Genomic DNA, 15581 nt, shown 5'->3' on the forward strand with positions numbered 1-15581 from the left:
GCCCCCTTAGCTTCTTCGCAGGAGGACTGTCGATCGGTACCGTCGAATTTCGAACGAAAATCGAGACCGTCGTCGTCGCAGTTACTCCTCCGTTTCCTCGTCGCCGGATTCGGCTTCGGCTTCCGCTTCCATCGCGTCGTCCTCGCTCTCGTCGTCAGCGTCCTCGTCCGACTCGTCATCCGTCGCCGGTTCGAACTCCTCGATCGGTTCCCACTCCTCTTTTTCGTCGGACGAGAGTCGCTGGCGAAGAATCGCGATACCGGCGACCAGCCCGATGGTGAGTATCAGTTTCCCGATCTTACTCGAGCCACCGCCGTCTTCCACCTCGGCATCAGTTTCGTCCGTCATTCCTTCCTCGTCACCGCCCATCATCCCCTCGTCACTAGCTCTCGTCTCCTCGAGTGCGTTCTGAATAATGTCGGGCTCGTCGATGTCCTCGAGCGATCCGACCTCGAGTTCGTGTGAGCGCCGGCCGGCGAGAAAGCCGAGTGCGCTACCGATGCCAAAGAGTGCGCCGGCGAGTGGCAGATTTCGGTCGCTTCCAGTCTTCCCCTCGGCGTCTTCGACGGCCTCGAGGATCGAATCGCGGAGCGGAGACTCCAGTCCCATCCCGACTGCTTCCCTGACGACGATTTCCGATAACGTCTCGTCTTGCTCCTCAGTTGTAGGCATACTCGCTCCCGACCACACCCCCGTAAATAATTCTATCCAACGTTTCGATCGCCCGCACTCCGGCGACGTCGAGTACATCACGACTACTCCGCACCGTTTTGACGAGTAACCACCGCCTACTCGAGCGCTCGCCCGACCCGGAACGTAATCGATTCTCCCAACTGCCACTCACGAGTTCGTCGCCTCCGGAATCCTGACGGACTGTCCGGGCCGACAACTCGACCCGATTCGTAGCGAGTCGGATCGTCGATTCGCTCCTCGAGCGTCTCTCTCGGAGTGTCGACCGCGCCGCCTCCGGTTTTCGGCGGGGCCCAACGGCCTCGTGGTCGAAACCGTTCACTTCCCGCCGTATATATCTGCACTGACGAGACTATGTGAGTTAATGTCTTCCATAACGAAAAGGGTTCCTCGAGTGGAGGTGTCTATGAGCGTCATTCGGCAACCCGGCGTGTTGGGTCAAACGACTCAACGGCGGGTCGTCGGTGTGAGCGCAGCCCTCACGGCGGCGCTGGTGGAGACGGTCGCCGTCGGTCTTTGGTTCGTTCTCGTGAGCGAGACACGCTCCGCATCGACGGCACTCGCCGGGCTCGGCATCCTCTTTTGTGGCGCGCTCCTCAGGGCGGGCGTTTTCGGCGTCACGATACGGAACCTCGACGATCTGTTACATCCTCGTCGACTCGGTGCCCCACTCCTGTTGTGCGCCGGCTGGATCGTCTGGTTGCTCGTCGCCGAAACCGTTGGCGGCCATGCCGGAATTTTCGTCGCGACGATTCTTCTCGTCGGCATACTCGTGAGTCAATTCGCATTCGAACGCCGCGCCTTCCGGCTTCGACGGGCCGCTGACGGTTCTTCAACCCCGTTCGTCCCCAGCCTGTTACTCGCCATCGGTGCCGCGTCGTTGCTCGTCTCCGCGTGGCTCGTCGAGTGGACGGTCGCAACGCCGCCGCTTTCCCTCGAGATTACGACGGTCGTCTTCCGCGTCGAAGCGGTGCAACTCGGGCTGCTGTGCTTCGGCGTCTTCGCCTTCCTCGCCCATCAGCGACGATTCGTGCACCTGCTCGAGTCCTAATTCCGGCCTCGGTCGTCCCCACCGTCGCTTACTTTCCTTCTGCACCGATGTTCTGGTCGCTTTGAAACGAGTCCGGATCCGGTTCGATCGTCGCGTACTGGACGGCACGGCGACCCAGCGTCGCCACGCGTTCCTCGAGGTCCTCGTCGACGAACTCGCCGTCTTCGAACGCACTGTGTGAGTTCGCGACCGCGGCCTCGTGAGGGATCACCCACGCGTTGAGCGCTCGACACACGGATCGCATGTGCTCGAGTGCAGTGACGGGAAACGCCCCGCCGGAAACGGCGAGCAACCCGACCGTGGTGTCTCTGAACTCGTCGAAGCCGCAGTAATCGAGCGCCGTCTTCAGCGGCGAGGAGTACGAGCCGTGGTACATCGGCGAGCCGAGGATAATCGCGTCGGCGTCTCGCAATCGGCTCGCGAGCGCGTCGGCATCGCCCGCATCCGCTCGAGACTGATCCGCGTCGAAAATCGGCAGTTCGTACTCGCGCAGATCGATCAATTCGGTCGTCGCCGTTCCCGCTCGGGCGGCTTCGAGGACGCACTCGAGGGCGATACGCGTCGCGCTGTCGTCGCGAAGACTTCCGCAAACGCCGACGACGTGGACGTTCGTCATAACCCGCATGACGGGTGCGAGGAACAAATAAACGTGGTCGAGTCTCGCCCGTTTATCGACGTAACCGCGCGACCGTCTCCGCTCGGGAATCCCCTCGCTCGAGGGTCACCAGTCCGTCGTCAGCAAGGTCGTCGAGGAGTCCCTCGAGCCACTCGCGGCCGTACTCGCCGTCGGGGGCGTAATCGACGCGAATCCGGTGGCCGAGCGTATCGAGCTCGAGTTCGTCGTACTCTCGCAGTGTCCCGACCACGCGGCCGCGAAACTGTCTGCGGCTCCCCTCGAAACTGGGCTGGGTCGGCACGTCGGGGGCCGTGAAGTCCCCACTCGCGTAGGCGTCACACCACTCGCGCCACGGACAGCCGGCTTCGTCACAGCGGGGCGTCTGGGTGCAGGCGACCCCGCCCAACTCCATGATCGCGTTGTTCCAGACCCGGGATCGATCGTCTGGCATGAGTTCGTTCGCAGCCGTCTCGAACGCCGCATCGTCGTCGGGAACGGAGAAGACGCGATAGCAGACGCGTTTGACGTTCGTATCGACGACCGCGTTCCCGTTGTTGAACGCGAAACTCGAGACGGCGTTCGCGGTGTAGGGACCGACGCCCATCAACTCCTGTAGCTCGTCGGGCGACTCCGGAAACGAGCCGTCGTACTCAGATTCGACCTGCTGAGCTGATTCGTGGAGATACTTCGCTCGGTTGTTGTAGCCCAGACTGTGGTCCGTCCAGAAGCCCACGACGTCCGCTCGGTCCGCGCCGGCGAGGTCGGCCGTCGTCGGCCAGCGCTCGAGGAACTCCTCCCAGGCCTCGACGACGCGACCAAGTTGAGTCTGCTGGCTCATCACCTCGCTCACGAGGATGGCGTAGGGATCGTCCGTCCGCCGCCACGGAAAGTCCCGGTGGTCGGCTTCGTACCACTCGACGAGGGCGTCTCGGACGGCCTCGAGGTCGTGGGCCTCGCCGAGACTGACGGCGTCGTCGCGCTCGGTCATCGTCCGTCGTAGGGACAGCCCTCGTTTAGGCGTGGTGATTCTCGGCGGCCACTCCCGTATTCGACGCGAACGGGCCGACGATTACCGCAGTTGGAATATCGCGAGGGACGCCGGCGTGAATTCCCTCGAGATGGATCCGAACGTCTCGAGCACGAAACCCATATCCCCTCGGCTCGAGTCCTAGCCGCCATGAGCCTCGACGACCTCACCGAGAACGTACAGGATTCGTATCGCACCATCGACGACGAGGTATCCGTCTCACTGGACCGAGAGGCACAGAACGAACTCGCGTTGCTCGAGGCTGCACTCGATCCGGAGGATACGGACGAACTTGTTCGCCGGGCGATTCACCTGTTCTTCCAGACGACCGTCGACAGCGGAAAACTCGACTTTCAGCTGCGCTCCGAGTACGACGTGACCTACGACGAGTACCTCTCGGGCATGACCTTCGAACAGATGACCGGTGCCGATCAGTACCCGAGTATGGACGACGAACGGCGGTACCAGTTCTAACCACTCTTGCAGTAGGCGGTTCGCTCTCGCTCGAGCGTTCCCAGAACCCCGTCCGTCGACGAACGGGATTCACCAGCGTGTGTTCGGTTTCGTTATCGCGTCGTTTCACGGTTCAACTGGTCGATTTCTCCGACAAATTGCATCGGTAGACACTCCAGTCAGACGATTATTCCGCCCAAATAACGAACGAACTTATTACCGTCGCGTGCTGTTGTCCCGACGTGGCTATCAGTCATTCCCCAACCGACGCAGACCTCCGCTGTCCAGAGTGTACCGGCACGTATTCGGTCCGGTACGACTCACTCGAGTGCCCCGACTGTGGCTTCACGCCACGCCACGGCGCGGATTAACTCGAGTCCAGAGACGGCTACGTAACGACAACTGATCACCGACACCCGAGTACGGTACTGCCGACGACTCGCGAGACGCATCTTTCGTTCGAGTCCGTCGGTCACTGACGTCTGAGCGGTCTCTCGTCGACTCTTTTGGCGTCCACACAGACGAACAGCGTCGCGAAAAGAATCAGCGGTCGTCGATCGGTACCTGTCGGTCAGCACTCGCCAGTGGGTAGCCGACGGCCGTCAGTCGTCGATCGGCGCTGCACTCGAGAGCGCTTCGTCGATTTCGGCGTCTTCCATCTTGTCGACGAGGGCGTCGATCACTTCCTCGCGTTTGCCTTTGACGAACTTGATCGAACCGACGACGAGGTGGCCGCCGCCGGAGACGCCGCCGCCGGGAATCTCCTCTTCGAGTTCCGAAACCATATTCGGAATGTCGAGGCGGACGCCGTCGGAGCGGAGGACGGCGAAGTCGGGGCCGTAGCCGACCGTAATTACGGGATCGCCGGTTTCCTCGATCTTTCGGTCGTGAATTTCACCGGTGGTTTTCCCTGGTGCAGGGTAGGTGAACCGGTGGGCGTAGTTCTCAACGTCGATCCGGTAGAGGTGTGCGCCGTTGTTGAGGTCTTCGTGTTCGAGGTGGGGCATCGCGGCCTCGAGTTGCTCGTCGACGTCCGCGCGAGAGCGGTCCGCGAGGAACGAGACGAGTTCGCGGTGGCGCTCCTCGTCGTCGCTATCGATCTGGAGGAGGTCCTGGATCAACTGATCGCCGGAGTTGTATCGCAGCCAGAACGCGGCGTAGTCGAGCGCTTCGCTCAGGTCCTGAAGACGCTGCTCGTCGTAGCCCTCCTCGTTTGCGAGTGCGAGGTAGTCCTCCATCGCGTCGGCCTTGGAACGATCCGAGAGGCCGGCGACGGCGGGGACGTGACGGAGTTCGTCCGTGATATCCGGGTAGATCATCCGCGCGAGTTCGACACAGCACATCCCCGTCGTAATCCGGTAGTCCTCGTCGTGGAGGTACGGGTTAACGTGGGCGTCGAGAAGGTCGCCGACCGCGTCGGGGTCGGGGTGGTGGTGGTCGACGACGGCGATCGGGATGTCGTAGTGTGCCAGCGTTTCGTAGGCCGGAACGTCCTCGGCCGTCGAGCCGTTGTCGAGCATGAGCAAGAGCGGCAGTTGCTGGCCGTGTTTCTCGCGGTCCTCGAGTGCGAAGTTGAGGTCTCGCGTCGCGTCTTCCATCTCGTAGAACGGAGCCTTCGCGGGCAGGCGTTTGATGAGGTGACGCGGCGCGTTCTCGTCCTCGTGAACCTCGCTGATGAATCGCTCGAGGGCGATCTGAACCGGGACGGCGGCGCACATGCCGTCGCCGTCGGCGTGGTGGCGAACGCGAATCGGGCGTCCCTGGAGGACGGTGCGCCGGAGCAGTTGGGCGACCTCCTTGAGGTTCGGGCGGAGCTTCTCGAACGCCTCCCAGTCGATCAGCGGGTCGACGTCGTGGGGTTCGGCGCGCGCTTCGAGTGCGTCCTCGAGTCGCTCGCGAGCCTCCTCGGCGTCCTCGCCCTCGAGTTTCGAGAGGCCCTCGGCCTCGATCTGAACGGAGTTTTCGTGGTGTTCGGGTGTACCGGTGACACGGACGATATCGCCGACCTCGATGGACGGATACGCTCGCACGCCAGCTTCCTCGAAGGCCGCACAGGGGACGACGCCGGCTTCGTCGGCGACGTGGAAGATGGTCGGGCCGCCGGTCTGTTTGACCTGGACGATTTCGCCTTCGATGTGCACCTGCTCGCCGATGGTCGCCTCGAGTCGGTCGGTGGCGGTCAGGGAGTAGTCGTGCTCGACGTGCTCGAGCGCGTAGTCGTCGACGTCGACGGGTTCGAAGGCGACATCGCCGTTGTCGCGAACGCTCTCGAGCGTGACGACGAGTTCGTCGCCGACGCCGTAGGTACCCTCGAGCACGGATTCGTGGACGAGACCGGAAACGGACTCGGAGAGATCGACGAAGATACCGTAGTCGACGATACCGTTAATTTCGGCGAGATACGACTGATTTTGCTCGACGTCCTCGATCGTACAGTCTTTGGAAAGCTCGTAGACGACGGAATCCCCGTCATCTGTGCCGGGTTCCCCGGCGGACTCACGTGTCATCTTGCCCCGTTATTTGAGACGGTCGCGTATAACCCTTGTCAAGAAGGGAGCACCACAGCGCCCACATCGTCCGTCGACGTGCGATCGGTCGGCTGCTGTGGGCTGTGGAATCACTCGTCCTGTGCGTCGACCGTGGCGACCGCAGCCAGATTGACGATGTCGCTCACGTCGTCGTCTCGCTGGAGGACGTGAACCGGCCGGTCCATGCCGACGAGCATCGGACCGATCGCTTCGGCACCGCCCAGTCGCTGGAGAAGCTTGTAGCAGATGTTCCCCGCCTCGAGGTTCGGCAGAACCAACACGTTCGCGGGCTCCTCGAGGTCGCTGAACTCGTAGCTGCCGGTGAGGAAGTCCTCGACGACGGCGGTATCGGCTTGCATCTCGCCGTCGACGGGGAAGTCGACTGCTGGGTCGTCGCGAAGTCGCCGTGCAGCGCGGCGCGGTTTGCGCGTTCCCTCGTTGTCGACGCTGCCGAAGTCGGAGTACGAGAGTAAGGCTGCTCGTGGCTCGACGTTGAACCGGCGAGCGAGGTCGGCCGTGTGACGGGTGATCTCGGCCAGGACTTCCTCGTCCGGATCCTGATTGACCGTCGTGTCCGCGAGGAAGACGACGCGATTCTTGAACGTGAGCATGTAGACGCCAGCGGCGTAGTCGGTCTCGGGAGCGGTCCCGATCACCTGCAGCGGCGGCCGAAGCGCGGAGGGATAGTGATTCGTCAATCCCGTTAGCATGGCGTCCGCGTCGCCCTGATCGACCATCACCGACGCGAAGTAGTTGCTATCGCGAATCCGTTCCGTCGCTTCGGTTCGCGTCACGCCCTTTCGCTGGCGACGTTCGTAGAGTGCATCGACGTACGCCTCGACCGCTGACGTGCTCGGATCGACGACGTCCGGGTCGAACTCGAGGCCGAGGGCCGAAATCGTCGTCTCGATCTCGGCCGCGTCGCCGATCAACACGGGAGCAGCGATCTCGCGGTCGGCGATCTGTGCCGCCGCCCGGACGATCCGCTCGTTTGCTCCCTCGGCCAGCGCAATCCGTTTGGGGTCGCTCTTCGCCTTGTTGAACACGGTTCGCATCATTTCGCGAGACTTGCCGAGTCGGGCCTCGAGTCGCTCGACGTACTCTTCAGGATCGATCTCGGTTCGGGCGGAACCGGAGTCCATCGCGGCGCGGGCGACGGCGGGTGCGACCTCGAAGAGGACCCGCGGATCGAGGGGTTTCGGGATGATGTACTCGGGGCCAAACTGCAGGGGTTGGTCGCCGTAGGCCTTGCGCACGGCGTCTGGCACGTCGGCTTTCGCGAGGTCGGCGATGGCTTTCGCGGCCGCGACCTTCATGGCCTCGTTGATCTCGGCCGCGCGCACGTCGAGCGCACCTCTGAAGATGAAGGGGAAGCCGAGCACGTTGTTGACCTGATTCGGGTAATCCGAACGCCCCGTGGCCATGATGACCGTGTCGTCGCGGGCGTTCTTGGCCGTCTCGTAGTCGATTTCCGGGTCGGGATTTGCCATCGCGAAGACGATTGGGTCAGCGGCCATCGATCGGATCATCTCCTCGCTGACGATTCCGCCGACGGAGAGGCCGACGAACACGTCCGCATCCTCGAGTGCGCCCTCGAGGCCGCCGTCGGGAACGTCGCGGGCGAACTCGCGGCTGTAGGGGTCGAGATCGCCGGATTCTGCTCGGTCGGTCGTCAAAACGCCGTCGATGTCGACCATCGTGATGTTCTCCTTCTCGACGCCGAGCGAGACGAAGAACCGCGCGGTCGCGAGGGCTGCTGCACCCGCCCCGGAGAACGTAACGGAGAGATTCTCGAGTTCTTTTCCAGCGATATCGACGGCGTTCAACAGTGCCGCTCCGCAGATGATCGCGGTGCCGTGTTGGTCGTCGTGGAAAACGGGGATGTCCATTCGCTCGCGCAGGCGCTCCTCGATTCGAAAGCAGTCGGGGGCGGCGATGTCCTCGAGGTTGATCCCGCCGAAGGTCGCGCCCATCGCGGCGACCGATTCGACGAACGCGTCGGCGTCGTCGTGCTCGAGTTCGATGTCGAAGACGTCGATGTCGGCAAAGCGTTTGAAGAGGACGCCTTTCCCCTCCATGACTGGCTTGGAGGCCTGCGCGCCGATATCGCCCAGTCCGAGAACGGCGGAGCCGTTGGAGACGACCCCGACGAGATTCCCTTTCGCCGTGTACTGGTAGGCGTCGTCCGATCGGTCGGCGATCTCTCGACACGGCGCGGCGACGCCGGGTGAGTACGCGAGCGAGAGGTCCCGCTGGGTGGTCGTCGATTTCGTCGTCCGGATCTCGATCTTCCCGGGCGGGTCATCACGATGGTAGTCGAGTGAGTCTTCATCTAGTGACATATAATCGACTACGAGTAGGTCCCCGAAAAGCCCCTCGCTAGTACCATTAGGAGTATACTGACACCTAGTTGATTACGTACAAACATCATCGATAATTCATACAGTATTGAATCAACTCGACGGGAAACGCTCGCAGAACTCCCGACTGCAGGGCCGACCACCTGATCGGAACGTTTAGCAACCGCAAGCACGCAGGGCCTGATATGGGGCTGTTCGACGCGCTGTTTCGCTCGAGCGAAATTCTCGGCATCGCCGAGGAGACGCTCGAGTTCGCACTCGAGTCCTCGGAGGCGACGCACCCGCACGAGTACATGGGGTTTCTCCGGGGCACCGACGCCCAGGAACTGGGACTCGAGCAAGATGGGCTCGTCATTACCGACGTGCTCGTCGTTCCGGGGACCGAGTCCAACAGCGTGAGCGCGACGGTTCGAACGAGCCAGATTCCGAACGACGTGAAGGCGCTCGGAAGCGTTCACTCGCATCCGAACGGCGTGATCTCGCCGAGTGCGGCGGACCTCGAGACGTTCGGTCGGGGGAGCGTCCACATCATCATCGGCGCACCCTACCGTCGCTCGGATTGGCAGGCGTTCGATTCGGAAGGTCACTCGACGCGGCTGAACGTGATCGACGTGGAACTACCCGATACCGATGATTTCTTCGACTTTACACAGGCGGATATCGACGACGACCTTCGACGATAGCATGATACGTCAGACGAAGCCGACGAGTTCGGCGACGACGGTTCGTTCGCACGGGTACCGACGGCTGAACGGGAGGAACGCATGACGAAGACAGTCATCGCACAGGGGACGTTCGATATCGTCCACCCTGGTCACGTCCACTACCTCGAGGAGGCCGCGGCGATGGGCGACGAACTGTACGTGATCGTCGCTCGAACGGCGAACGTCGACCACAAGGAGTCGCCGATCTGTCCGGCCACCCAACGCCGGGACGTGGTCGACGCCCTCGAGGCGGTCGACGAGGCGATCCTCGGTCACGAGGAGGACATCTTCGTCCCGATCGAGGAGATCGATCCCGACGTGATCGCGCTGGGCCACGACCAACACCACGACGACGCACAGATCGAAGCCGAACTCGAGCGCCGCGGACTCGAGTGTACCGTCCAACGCGCGAGCGCTCGCGAGTCGGTCGCGGACGACGAACTGCTCTCGACACGGCTGATTATCGAGCGGATTCTCGAGCAGCGGGCCTAACTCTCGTCGCTCGCAGTCGTGCGAGTGGCCTTTGTACAGTCGAGTTGACTGGTTTTAGTACCCATCACGGTCGATCCGGTTTTCGGGGATTGAGGCCCATCTGGCACCTCGAGTGGCGCGTCTTTCGCAGACGGCGACCCTCTTACCGGCGCGCTACCGTCTGCGGTTATGCGCCGAATCAAGTCATAGGTAGCGGCGATATTGTCCTGCTCGTGGGCGTTCATTCGGTATGGTGATTCCAACAGCGGCAGTATTCGGGCGATGAAGGGGATGTGAGTGTTCAAACTCGAGTCAATTCTTGCCTCATCCTATGGCTAAAATGCTGAAATCGCCACGTAGAAGGCCTGAAACCCGCACCCTTTTGATGGTGTAGCTCCCAGAGACGTGTATGCGAAAGGACGCAACACGCAGACGGTTCTTGGTGGGGAGTGCAACGGTGAGTGCAGTGGCACTGGCTGGCTGTGCGGGTGACGGCAATGGTGACGACGACAACGGTGAGGGGTCGGAGTTCGACGACGAGGACTACGACATCGACCCGGACCTCGAAGAGGGTGACGGATCGTACGAAGTCTGGGCGCTCGATCAGGGTCGAGACGACATCTTCATCTACGAACCCGCCGCAGACGCCGACGGCGACGACGAGTTCGCGATGACGGACTACATCGACGTCAACGACCTTGGTATCGACGCGGACGACATCGTCCCGCACATGATCGACTTCAGTTCGGACTACGCCTACGCCGCTATCGCCTGTACGGCCGGCGGCCGAACGCTCGTCTTCGACACCGAAGAGAAAGAACTCGTCGCGGACATCGAGACCGGGCCGTCCACGCACATGGCCGCGTTCAGCCCCGGTGACGAGTACATCACCGTCGACGTCATGGGCGACATGGAAGACGGTCACTACGGCAGCATCGTTCGCCTCGACGCCGATACCGAAAACGGCGAGTTCGAAGAAGTCGACCGTATCGAACTCGGCGAGAGCGACGAGGTGTCGGACAACGAAGTCGAGCCGGGTCATCCAATCTGCCATCAGTACACGGCCGACGGTCGCTCGCTTCACACGCTCGGCCCGGAGTATGGCAACGCGGGGCTCGTCATCGTCGATCACGACGAGTTCGAAATCGAACGCGCGTACACGCAAGAAGAAGCGCCGACTAACTGCGGAACGATGCCCCACTACGAGGACGAGAAGTTCTACCTCACCGCCGGCGCACCGTCCGACCCCGACGAGGGCGAAGACGGCGTCGGCCACTACTACGTCTACGACACCGCCGAAGACGAGTTCATCCTCGAGGAAGGTGACACGGAAGGCGTCGACGCACACGGCTTCTGGTTCACCCCTGACGGCGAAGAGCTGTGGATCCTCAACCGGGAAACGAACGACGGCGTCGTCGTCGACCCGGAGACCGACGAGCCAGTCGAAGACGGCTACATCGAGCAGTACGGTCCGGATCAGGCCGACGACCCGGCTGACAGCGACGCGCCGGACATCATGTGGTCCTCACCCGACGGCGAGTACATGTTCGTCAGCCTGCGCGGCCCCGACCCGGTTTCGGGCGACCCCCACGCAGCGACCGGCATTACGCCCGGCTTCTCGGTCATGAGCATCGAGGATCGCGAAATCGTCGACGTCGTCGAACCACACCCGATCGACGAGTTCGACGACGACGAGATCGAGGCCGCACAGGACGGCGACGGTCTGCGCCTTCCGGACTTCCACGGACTCGGCGTTCGCGTGGTCGACGACTTCGACACCGAAATCGAGAACTCGCCCGGCTTCAACTAAGCCGACGAGCCGAACTGGCTTTCTGCACCGTCACACCGATTAATTTTGCAGGACGATTGGCGGCGGTAGTCTGATCGAATCGACAGCGTGTCCCGTTTCGACGAAGTGATCGATCGCGTCTTCGGAGACCTCTCTAGGCGTCTGTCCGGCGTCCGTACTTGCGTACCAATCACACTCGAGGCAGTATTTGTACATCGGAACTGATCTTACGTGATATTCGACGATACGGCCCCGAAAGCCTCGTGCAGGAAATCGACGGTCCATGCACTCGCCTGCGTCGGAATGTCTCCGGAACGAACGAGTCAGCATCGATCGAAAACGAGTCGTGACGAGGTCGTGATCGGGAACCGATTACTGGCGTTTGAGGCCAGGGTTCGTCACCGCGCCGTGGGATGCAGATCCGAAGTCGCGGCAGTACTTGGCCAGCACGCCGCCGTCGTACGGCGGGTCCGGACGCTCCCAGTCCTCGCGACGAGCCTCGAGTTCCGCGTCGTCGACGTCGACCTCGAGGGTGCGCTCTGGAATGTCGACGGTGATCTCGTCGCCGTCCTCGAGCAGGCCGATCGGCCCGCCGACGAATGCCTCGGGGGCGACGTGGCCGATCATCGGGCCGCGGGTGCCACCGGAGAATCGGCCGTCAGTGATCAGCGCGACGTCGTCTTCGTGACCGGCACCGACGACGGCGGCGGTGACGCCGAGCATTTCACGCATGCCGGGGCCGCCACTCGGCCCCTCGTTTCGGATGACGATCACGTCGCCGCTCTCGATGTGTCCCTCCTGGACGTACTCCATCGCGTCCTCTTCGTCCTCGAAGATTCGTGCGGGACCGTGGTGGTGGAACTCGTCGTCGCCGGTCACCTTCAGGACGGAGCCGTCGGGCGCGAGGTTGCCCGTGAGGATCTTGATCGCCCCTTCGGCTTCTTTGGGGTCGTCGACGGAGTAGAGGAACTCCGCGTCGATTTCCGACTCGTCGGGCAGGTCGAGCGTCTCGAGTTCCTCCTCGATCGTCCGGCCAGTGACAGTCATCGCGTCGCCGTGGAAGAGATCGGCCTCGAGCAGTCGGCGGATCACGACTGGAACGCCACCGATCTCGTGGAGGTCGTTCATGACGTGGTCGCCGCCGGGAGAGAGGTCGGCGATCTTGGGGGTGCGCCGGGAAATCTCGTCGAAGTCCTCGATCTCGAGGTCGACGTCGGCCTCGCGGGCGAGCGCGAGCAAGTGAAGCACGCCGTTGGTCGAGCCGCCGATGGCGGTCTGGAGCGCGATGGCGTTCTCGAAGGACTTGCGGCTGATGACGTCGGAGGGGCGGCGATCCTCCTCGACGACTTCGACGGCGAGTTCGCCGGCGCGGCGGGCGACCTCGTAGCGCTCTTCGTCCTCTGCTGGTGGCGACGCGCTGCCGAGCGGGGCGAGACCGAGCGCTTCGGAGATGGAGGCCATCGTGTTCGCGGTGTACATGCCCCCACAGGAGCCGGCACCGGGACAGGCGCTTCGCTCTAAGTCGTCGAGTTCGTCGCCGCTCATCTCGCCGGTGCCGTAGGTGCCGACGCCCTCGAAGACGCTGACGATGGTGACGTCGCGGCCCTCGTGCTCGCCCGGCATGATCGAGCCGCCGTAGAGGAAGACGCTCGGGAGATCCGTCCGGATTGCGGCCATCAACATGCCCGGCAGGTTCTTGTCACAGCCGGCGACGGTGACGAGGCCGTCCATTCGCTCGCCGAAGGAGACCAGTTCGACGCTGTCGGCGATGAGTTCTCGAGAGATCAACGAGGCCTTCATCCCCTCCGTCCCCATCGAGATGGCGTCGGAGATGGTGATCGTGCCGAACTCGATGGGCATGCCGCCCGCTTCGTCGGTTCCCTCGAGCGCCGACTCCGCGACGTCGTCGAGGTGGACGTTACACGGGGTGATGTCTGCGGCCGGGTTCGGAACGCCGATCATCGGCGAGCCGAAATCCTCATCCTCGAAGCCCATCGCCCGAAACATCGCCCGGTGGGGGGCTTTCTCCGCGCCCTGGGTGACCTCGGTGCTTTTGAGGCGTTCGTCTTTGCCGTAGTCGAACTCGTCGTCGCTGCTCATGGTCGACCCTTGCGTCGAAACGGTATAAGTTACCCTTTCTCAGCCGGCAGGGTCCGCCCTTGTAGCAGGGAAAACGGCGCTCAGCCTTCGAGGCGGCGTTCGGCCTCGCGAAGCGCCGCTTGCGTGTCGATGCTCTCGAACGTGTGGTCCGGAACGCCCTCGAGTTCGCTTTCCTCGACCAGTTCGACGTCGATTCGATCGAACGCGGTGACGATTCGCCCGTCGCCCTCCTCGAGCGCTATCTCGCAGGCTCGAGCCATCGCATCGGCACGATAGACGGCTTGGGTCGTCTGGTACCAGCCGTCCTCGAGCGTGACGACGGCGGCGTCGCGGCCGCGGGCGCGCTCGAAAAGGTCCTCCAGCAACGCTGGATCGACGTGGGGCATGTCGCAGGCGACGACGGCCGCGTACGCCGCGTCGACCGCCTCGAGACCGACCCGAATGCCGGCCAGCGGGCCCAGGTCGGGCTCCGGGTCGGTCGCGTACGTCAGGTTGACGTCGCTTCCCTCGAGTGCAGTTTCGATCGCCTCGCGCTGATCGTCGCGACAGTTGATCACGCAGTCGTCGACGACCCGTCCCAGTCGGTCGACGACGCGTCGAATCATCGGCGTTCCGGCGAGCTCGGCGACGGCTTTGTCGGCTTCGCCGAAACGGGTCGAAAAGCCGCCGGCGAGGACGACGCCGGCGCGTGAGTCGTCGGTCATTATTCGTTCGATAGCACCGGCGCTGTATAAATGGCTGGCGACGCCACGACCACGTGTCGCCGTCGAAACTCCCTTTTAGGGAGGGTTCTTACCGCGTGCTATGACGACGGCGACGGTCACCGCGGGTGCGAGGGTCCACGTCGGATTTCAGAACCTCTCGCTCGCGCGACGGCGACTCTACGGCGGTATCGGCGTCGGCCTCGAGGAGCCGCGCGTGACGGTGACCGCCGAACCGGCGACAGCCGTCGAGAGCGATGACTCGCTCGCTCGAGCGTACGCCGAACGCGCGGTCGACGCCCTCGACGTGTCCGGGGTGACGATTTCGCTCGAGGAGCGACTGCCCCGCCACGTCGGATTGGGAAGCGGGACGCAACTCGCGCTCTCGATTCTCGCCGCGACGGCCAGCGCGCACGACCTCGAGGCGGACGTGCGAGCGCTGGCACCGGCGATGGGGCGGGGCGGGCGCAGCGGGGTCGGCGTCGCGACGTTCGAAGCCGGCGGCTTCGTCGTAGACGCGGGCCACCCGACGAATCGCTTCACGACCGAACCGCCCGCGGAGGGCGACTGGACGGTGCCCCCGGCCGTTGCCCGCCACGACCTGCCCGCGGAGTGGCGATTCCTCGTCGTGGTTCCGGACGCCGAACCCGGCCGAAGCGGCGACGACGAGGACGCGAGCATGCGAACCGTCGTCGAGCGGGCCGACCCGGCCGTCGCGGACGAAATTGCGGGCGTCGTCACCCGTAAGCTCCTCCCTGCCGCTGCAGAAGGGAGTCTCGAGGCCTTCGGCGACGCTATTTCCGAGATCGGCCGGAAGAACGGCTCGTGGTACGCGGACGCCCAGGGTGGCGTCTTTCGGCCCCCGGCGGGCGTCCTCGTCGAAACGCTTTCTGAATGTCCGGTCTGTACCGGCGTGGGTCAGTCGTCGTGGGGCCCCGTCGTCTACGGGGTCACCGATCGAGACCACGCGGACGAGGCCGAAGCGGCCGCTCGAGACGCCCTTGCCACGAACGGACTCGAGGGAAACGTTATCGTGACGCGGCCGAGTGACACCGGTGCTCGAGTTAGCACGGAACCGACCCAGTAAGCCG

General features: G+C 63.4%; 13 protein-coding genes. 6 read left to right on the forward strand and 7 right to left on the reverse strand.

Annotation, left to right across the window (positions count from 1 at the left end; genetic code table 11):
• Positions 1 to 81 precede the first annotated feature (81 nt).
• Positions 82 to 672 (reverse strand): hypothetical protein, encoded by a 591-nt coding sequence (locus BB347_RS05355; protein ID WP_076581816.1) that lies wholly within the window; start codon positions 670 to 672, stop codon positions 82 to 84.
• A gap of 424 nt (positions 673 to 1096) precedes the next feature.
• Here BB347_RS05355 and BB347_RS05365 point away from each other — a divergent pair, with 424 nt between their 5' ends.
• Positions 1097 to 1741, forward strand: a complete 645-nt coding sequence (locus BB347_RS05365; RefSeq protein WP_076581819.1) for a hypothetical protein — start codon at positions 1097 to 1099, stop codon at positions 1739 to 1741.
• Positions 1742 to 1769: 28 nt separating this feature from the next.
• Here BB347_RS05365 and BB347_RS05370 read toward each other — a convergent pair whose 3' ends face one another.
• On the reverse strand, positions 1770 to 2357 hold the full coding sequence (locus BB347_RS05370) for an NADPH-dependent FMN reductase (RefSeq protein WP_076581821.1): 588 nt from the start codon (positions 2355 to 2357) through the stop codon (positions 1770 to 1772).
• Positions 2358 to 2409: 52 nt separating this feature from the next.
• Positions 2410 to 3345: an HhH-GPD family protein gene (locus BB347_RS05375; protein WP_076581822.1), complete on the reverse strand. Its 936-nt coding sequence runs from the start codon at positions 3343 to 3345 to the stop codon at positions 2410 to 2412.
• Between the two features lie 189 nt (positions 3346 to 3534).
• Here BB347_RS05375 and BB347_RS05380 point away from each other — a divergent pair, with 189 nt between their 5' ends.
• Entirely contained in the window at positions 3535 to 3858 is a 324-nt protein-coding gene (locus BB347_RS05380; protein WP_076581824.1) for a hypothetical protein, read from the forward strand.
• 581 nt (positions 3859 to 4439) lie between these two features.
• Here the strand turns inward: BB347_RS05380 and BB347_RS05385 are convergent.
• Together BB347_RS05385 and BB347_RS05390 are read right to left on the reverse strand one after the other, a co-directional pair.
• Positions 4440 to 6344 (reverse strand): DHH family phosphoesterase, encoded by a 1905-nt coding sequence (locus tag BB347_RS05385; protein WP_076581825.1) that lies wholly within the window; start codon positions 6342 to 6344, stop codon positions 4440 to 4442.
• Positions 6345 to 6454: 110 nt separating this feature from the next.
• Positions 6455 to 8707, reverse strand: a complete 2253-nt coding sequence (locus tag BB347_RS05390) for an NADP-dependent malic enzyme (protein WP_076581826.1) — start codon at positions 8705 to 8707, stop codon at positions 6455 to 6457.
• Between the two features lie 203 nt (positions 8708 to 8910).
• Between BB347_RS05390 and BB347_RS05395 the strand changes: the two genes are divergently transcribed.
• The 3 genes from BB347_RS05395 (at position 8911) to BB347_RS05405 (ending at position 11710) form a co-directional block, all read left to right on the forward strand.
• The gene (locus BB347_RS05395; RefSeq protein ID WP_076581827.1) at positions 8911 to 9408 is read left to right on the forward strand and encodes a Mov34/MPN/PAD-1 family protein; all 498 of its coding nucleotides are present in this window, start codon (positions 8911 to 8913) and stop codon (positions 9406 to 9408) included.
• Positions 9409 to 9489: 81 nt separating this feature from the next.
• Positions 9490 to 9921 carry an adenylyltransferase/cytidyltransferase family protein gene (locus BB347_RS05400; RefSeq protein WP_076581829.1) on the forward strand — a complete coding sequence of 144 codons (432 nt, stop codon included), beginning with the start codon at positions 9490 to 9492 and terminating at the stop codon, positions 9919 to 9921.
• A 388-nt stretch (positions 9922 to 10309) separates the two neighbouring features.
• Positions 10310 to 11710 carry a cell surface protein gene (locus BB347_RS05405; RefSeq protein ID WP_076581831.1) on the forward strand — a complete coding sequence of 467 codons (1401 nt, stop codon included), beginning with the start codon at positions 10310 to 10312 and terminating at the stop codon, positions 11708 to 11710.
• Positions 11711 to 12061: 351 nt separating this feature from the next.
• Here BB347_RS05405 and ilvD read toward each other — a convergent pair whose 3' ends face one another.
• Together ilvD and mobA are read right to left on the reverse strand one after the other, a co-directional pair.
• Entirely contained in the window at positions 12062 to 13789 is a 1728-nt protein-coding gene (gene ilvD / locus BB347_RS05410) for a dihydroxy-acid dehydratase (RefSeq protein ID WP_076581832.1), read from the reverse strand.
• 80 nt (positions 13790 to 13869) lie between these two features.
• Complete coding sequence (gene mobA / locus BB347_RS05415; RefSeq protein WP_170872006.1) at positions 13870 to 14493, reverse strand: molybdenum cofactor guanylyltransferase; 624 nt, start codon at positions 14491 to 14493, stop codon at positions 13870 to 13872.
• Positions 14494 to 14593: 100 nt separating this feature from the next.
• Here mobA and BB347_RS05420 point away from each other — a divergent pair, with 100 nt between their 5' ends.
• Positions 14594 to 15577: a beta-ribofuranosylaminobenzene 5'-phosphate synthase family protein gene (locus tag BB347_RS05420; protein ID WP_076581835.1), complete on the forward strand. Its 984-nt coding sequence runs from the start codon at positions 14594 to 14596 to the stop codon at positions 15575 to 15577.
• The last annotated feature ends 4 nt before the right edge of the window (positions 15578 to 15581 follow it).

It is taken from the genome of Natronorubrum daqingense, assembly GCF_001971705.1.
Taxonomy (GTDB): Archaea; Halobacteriota; Halobacteria; order Halobacteriales; family Natrialbaceae; genus Natronorubrum; species Natronorubrum daqingense.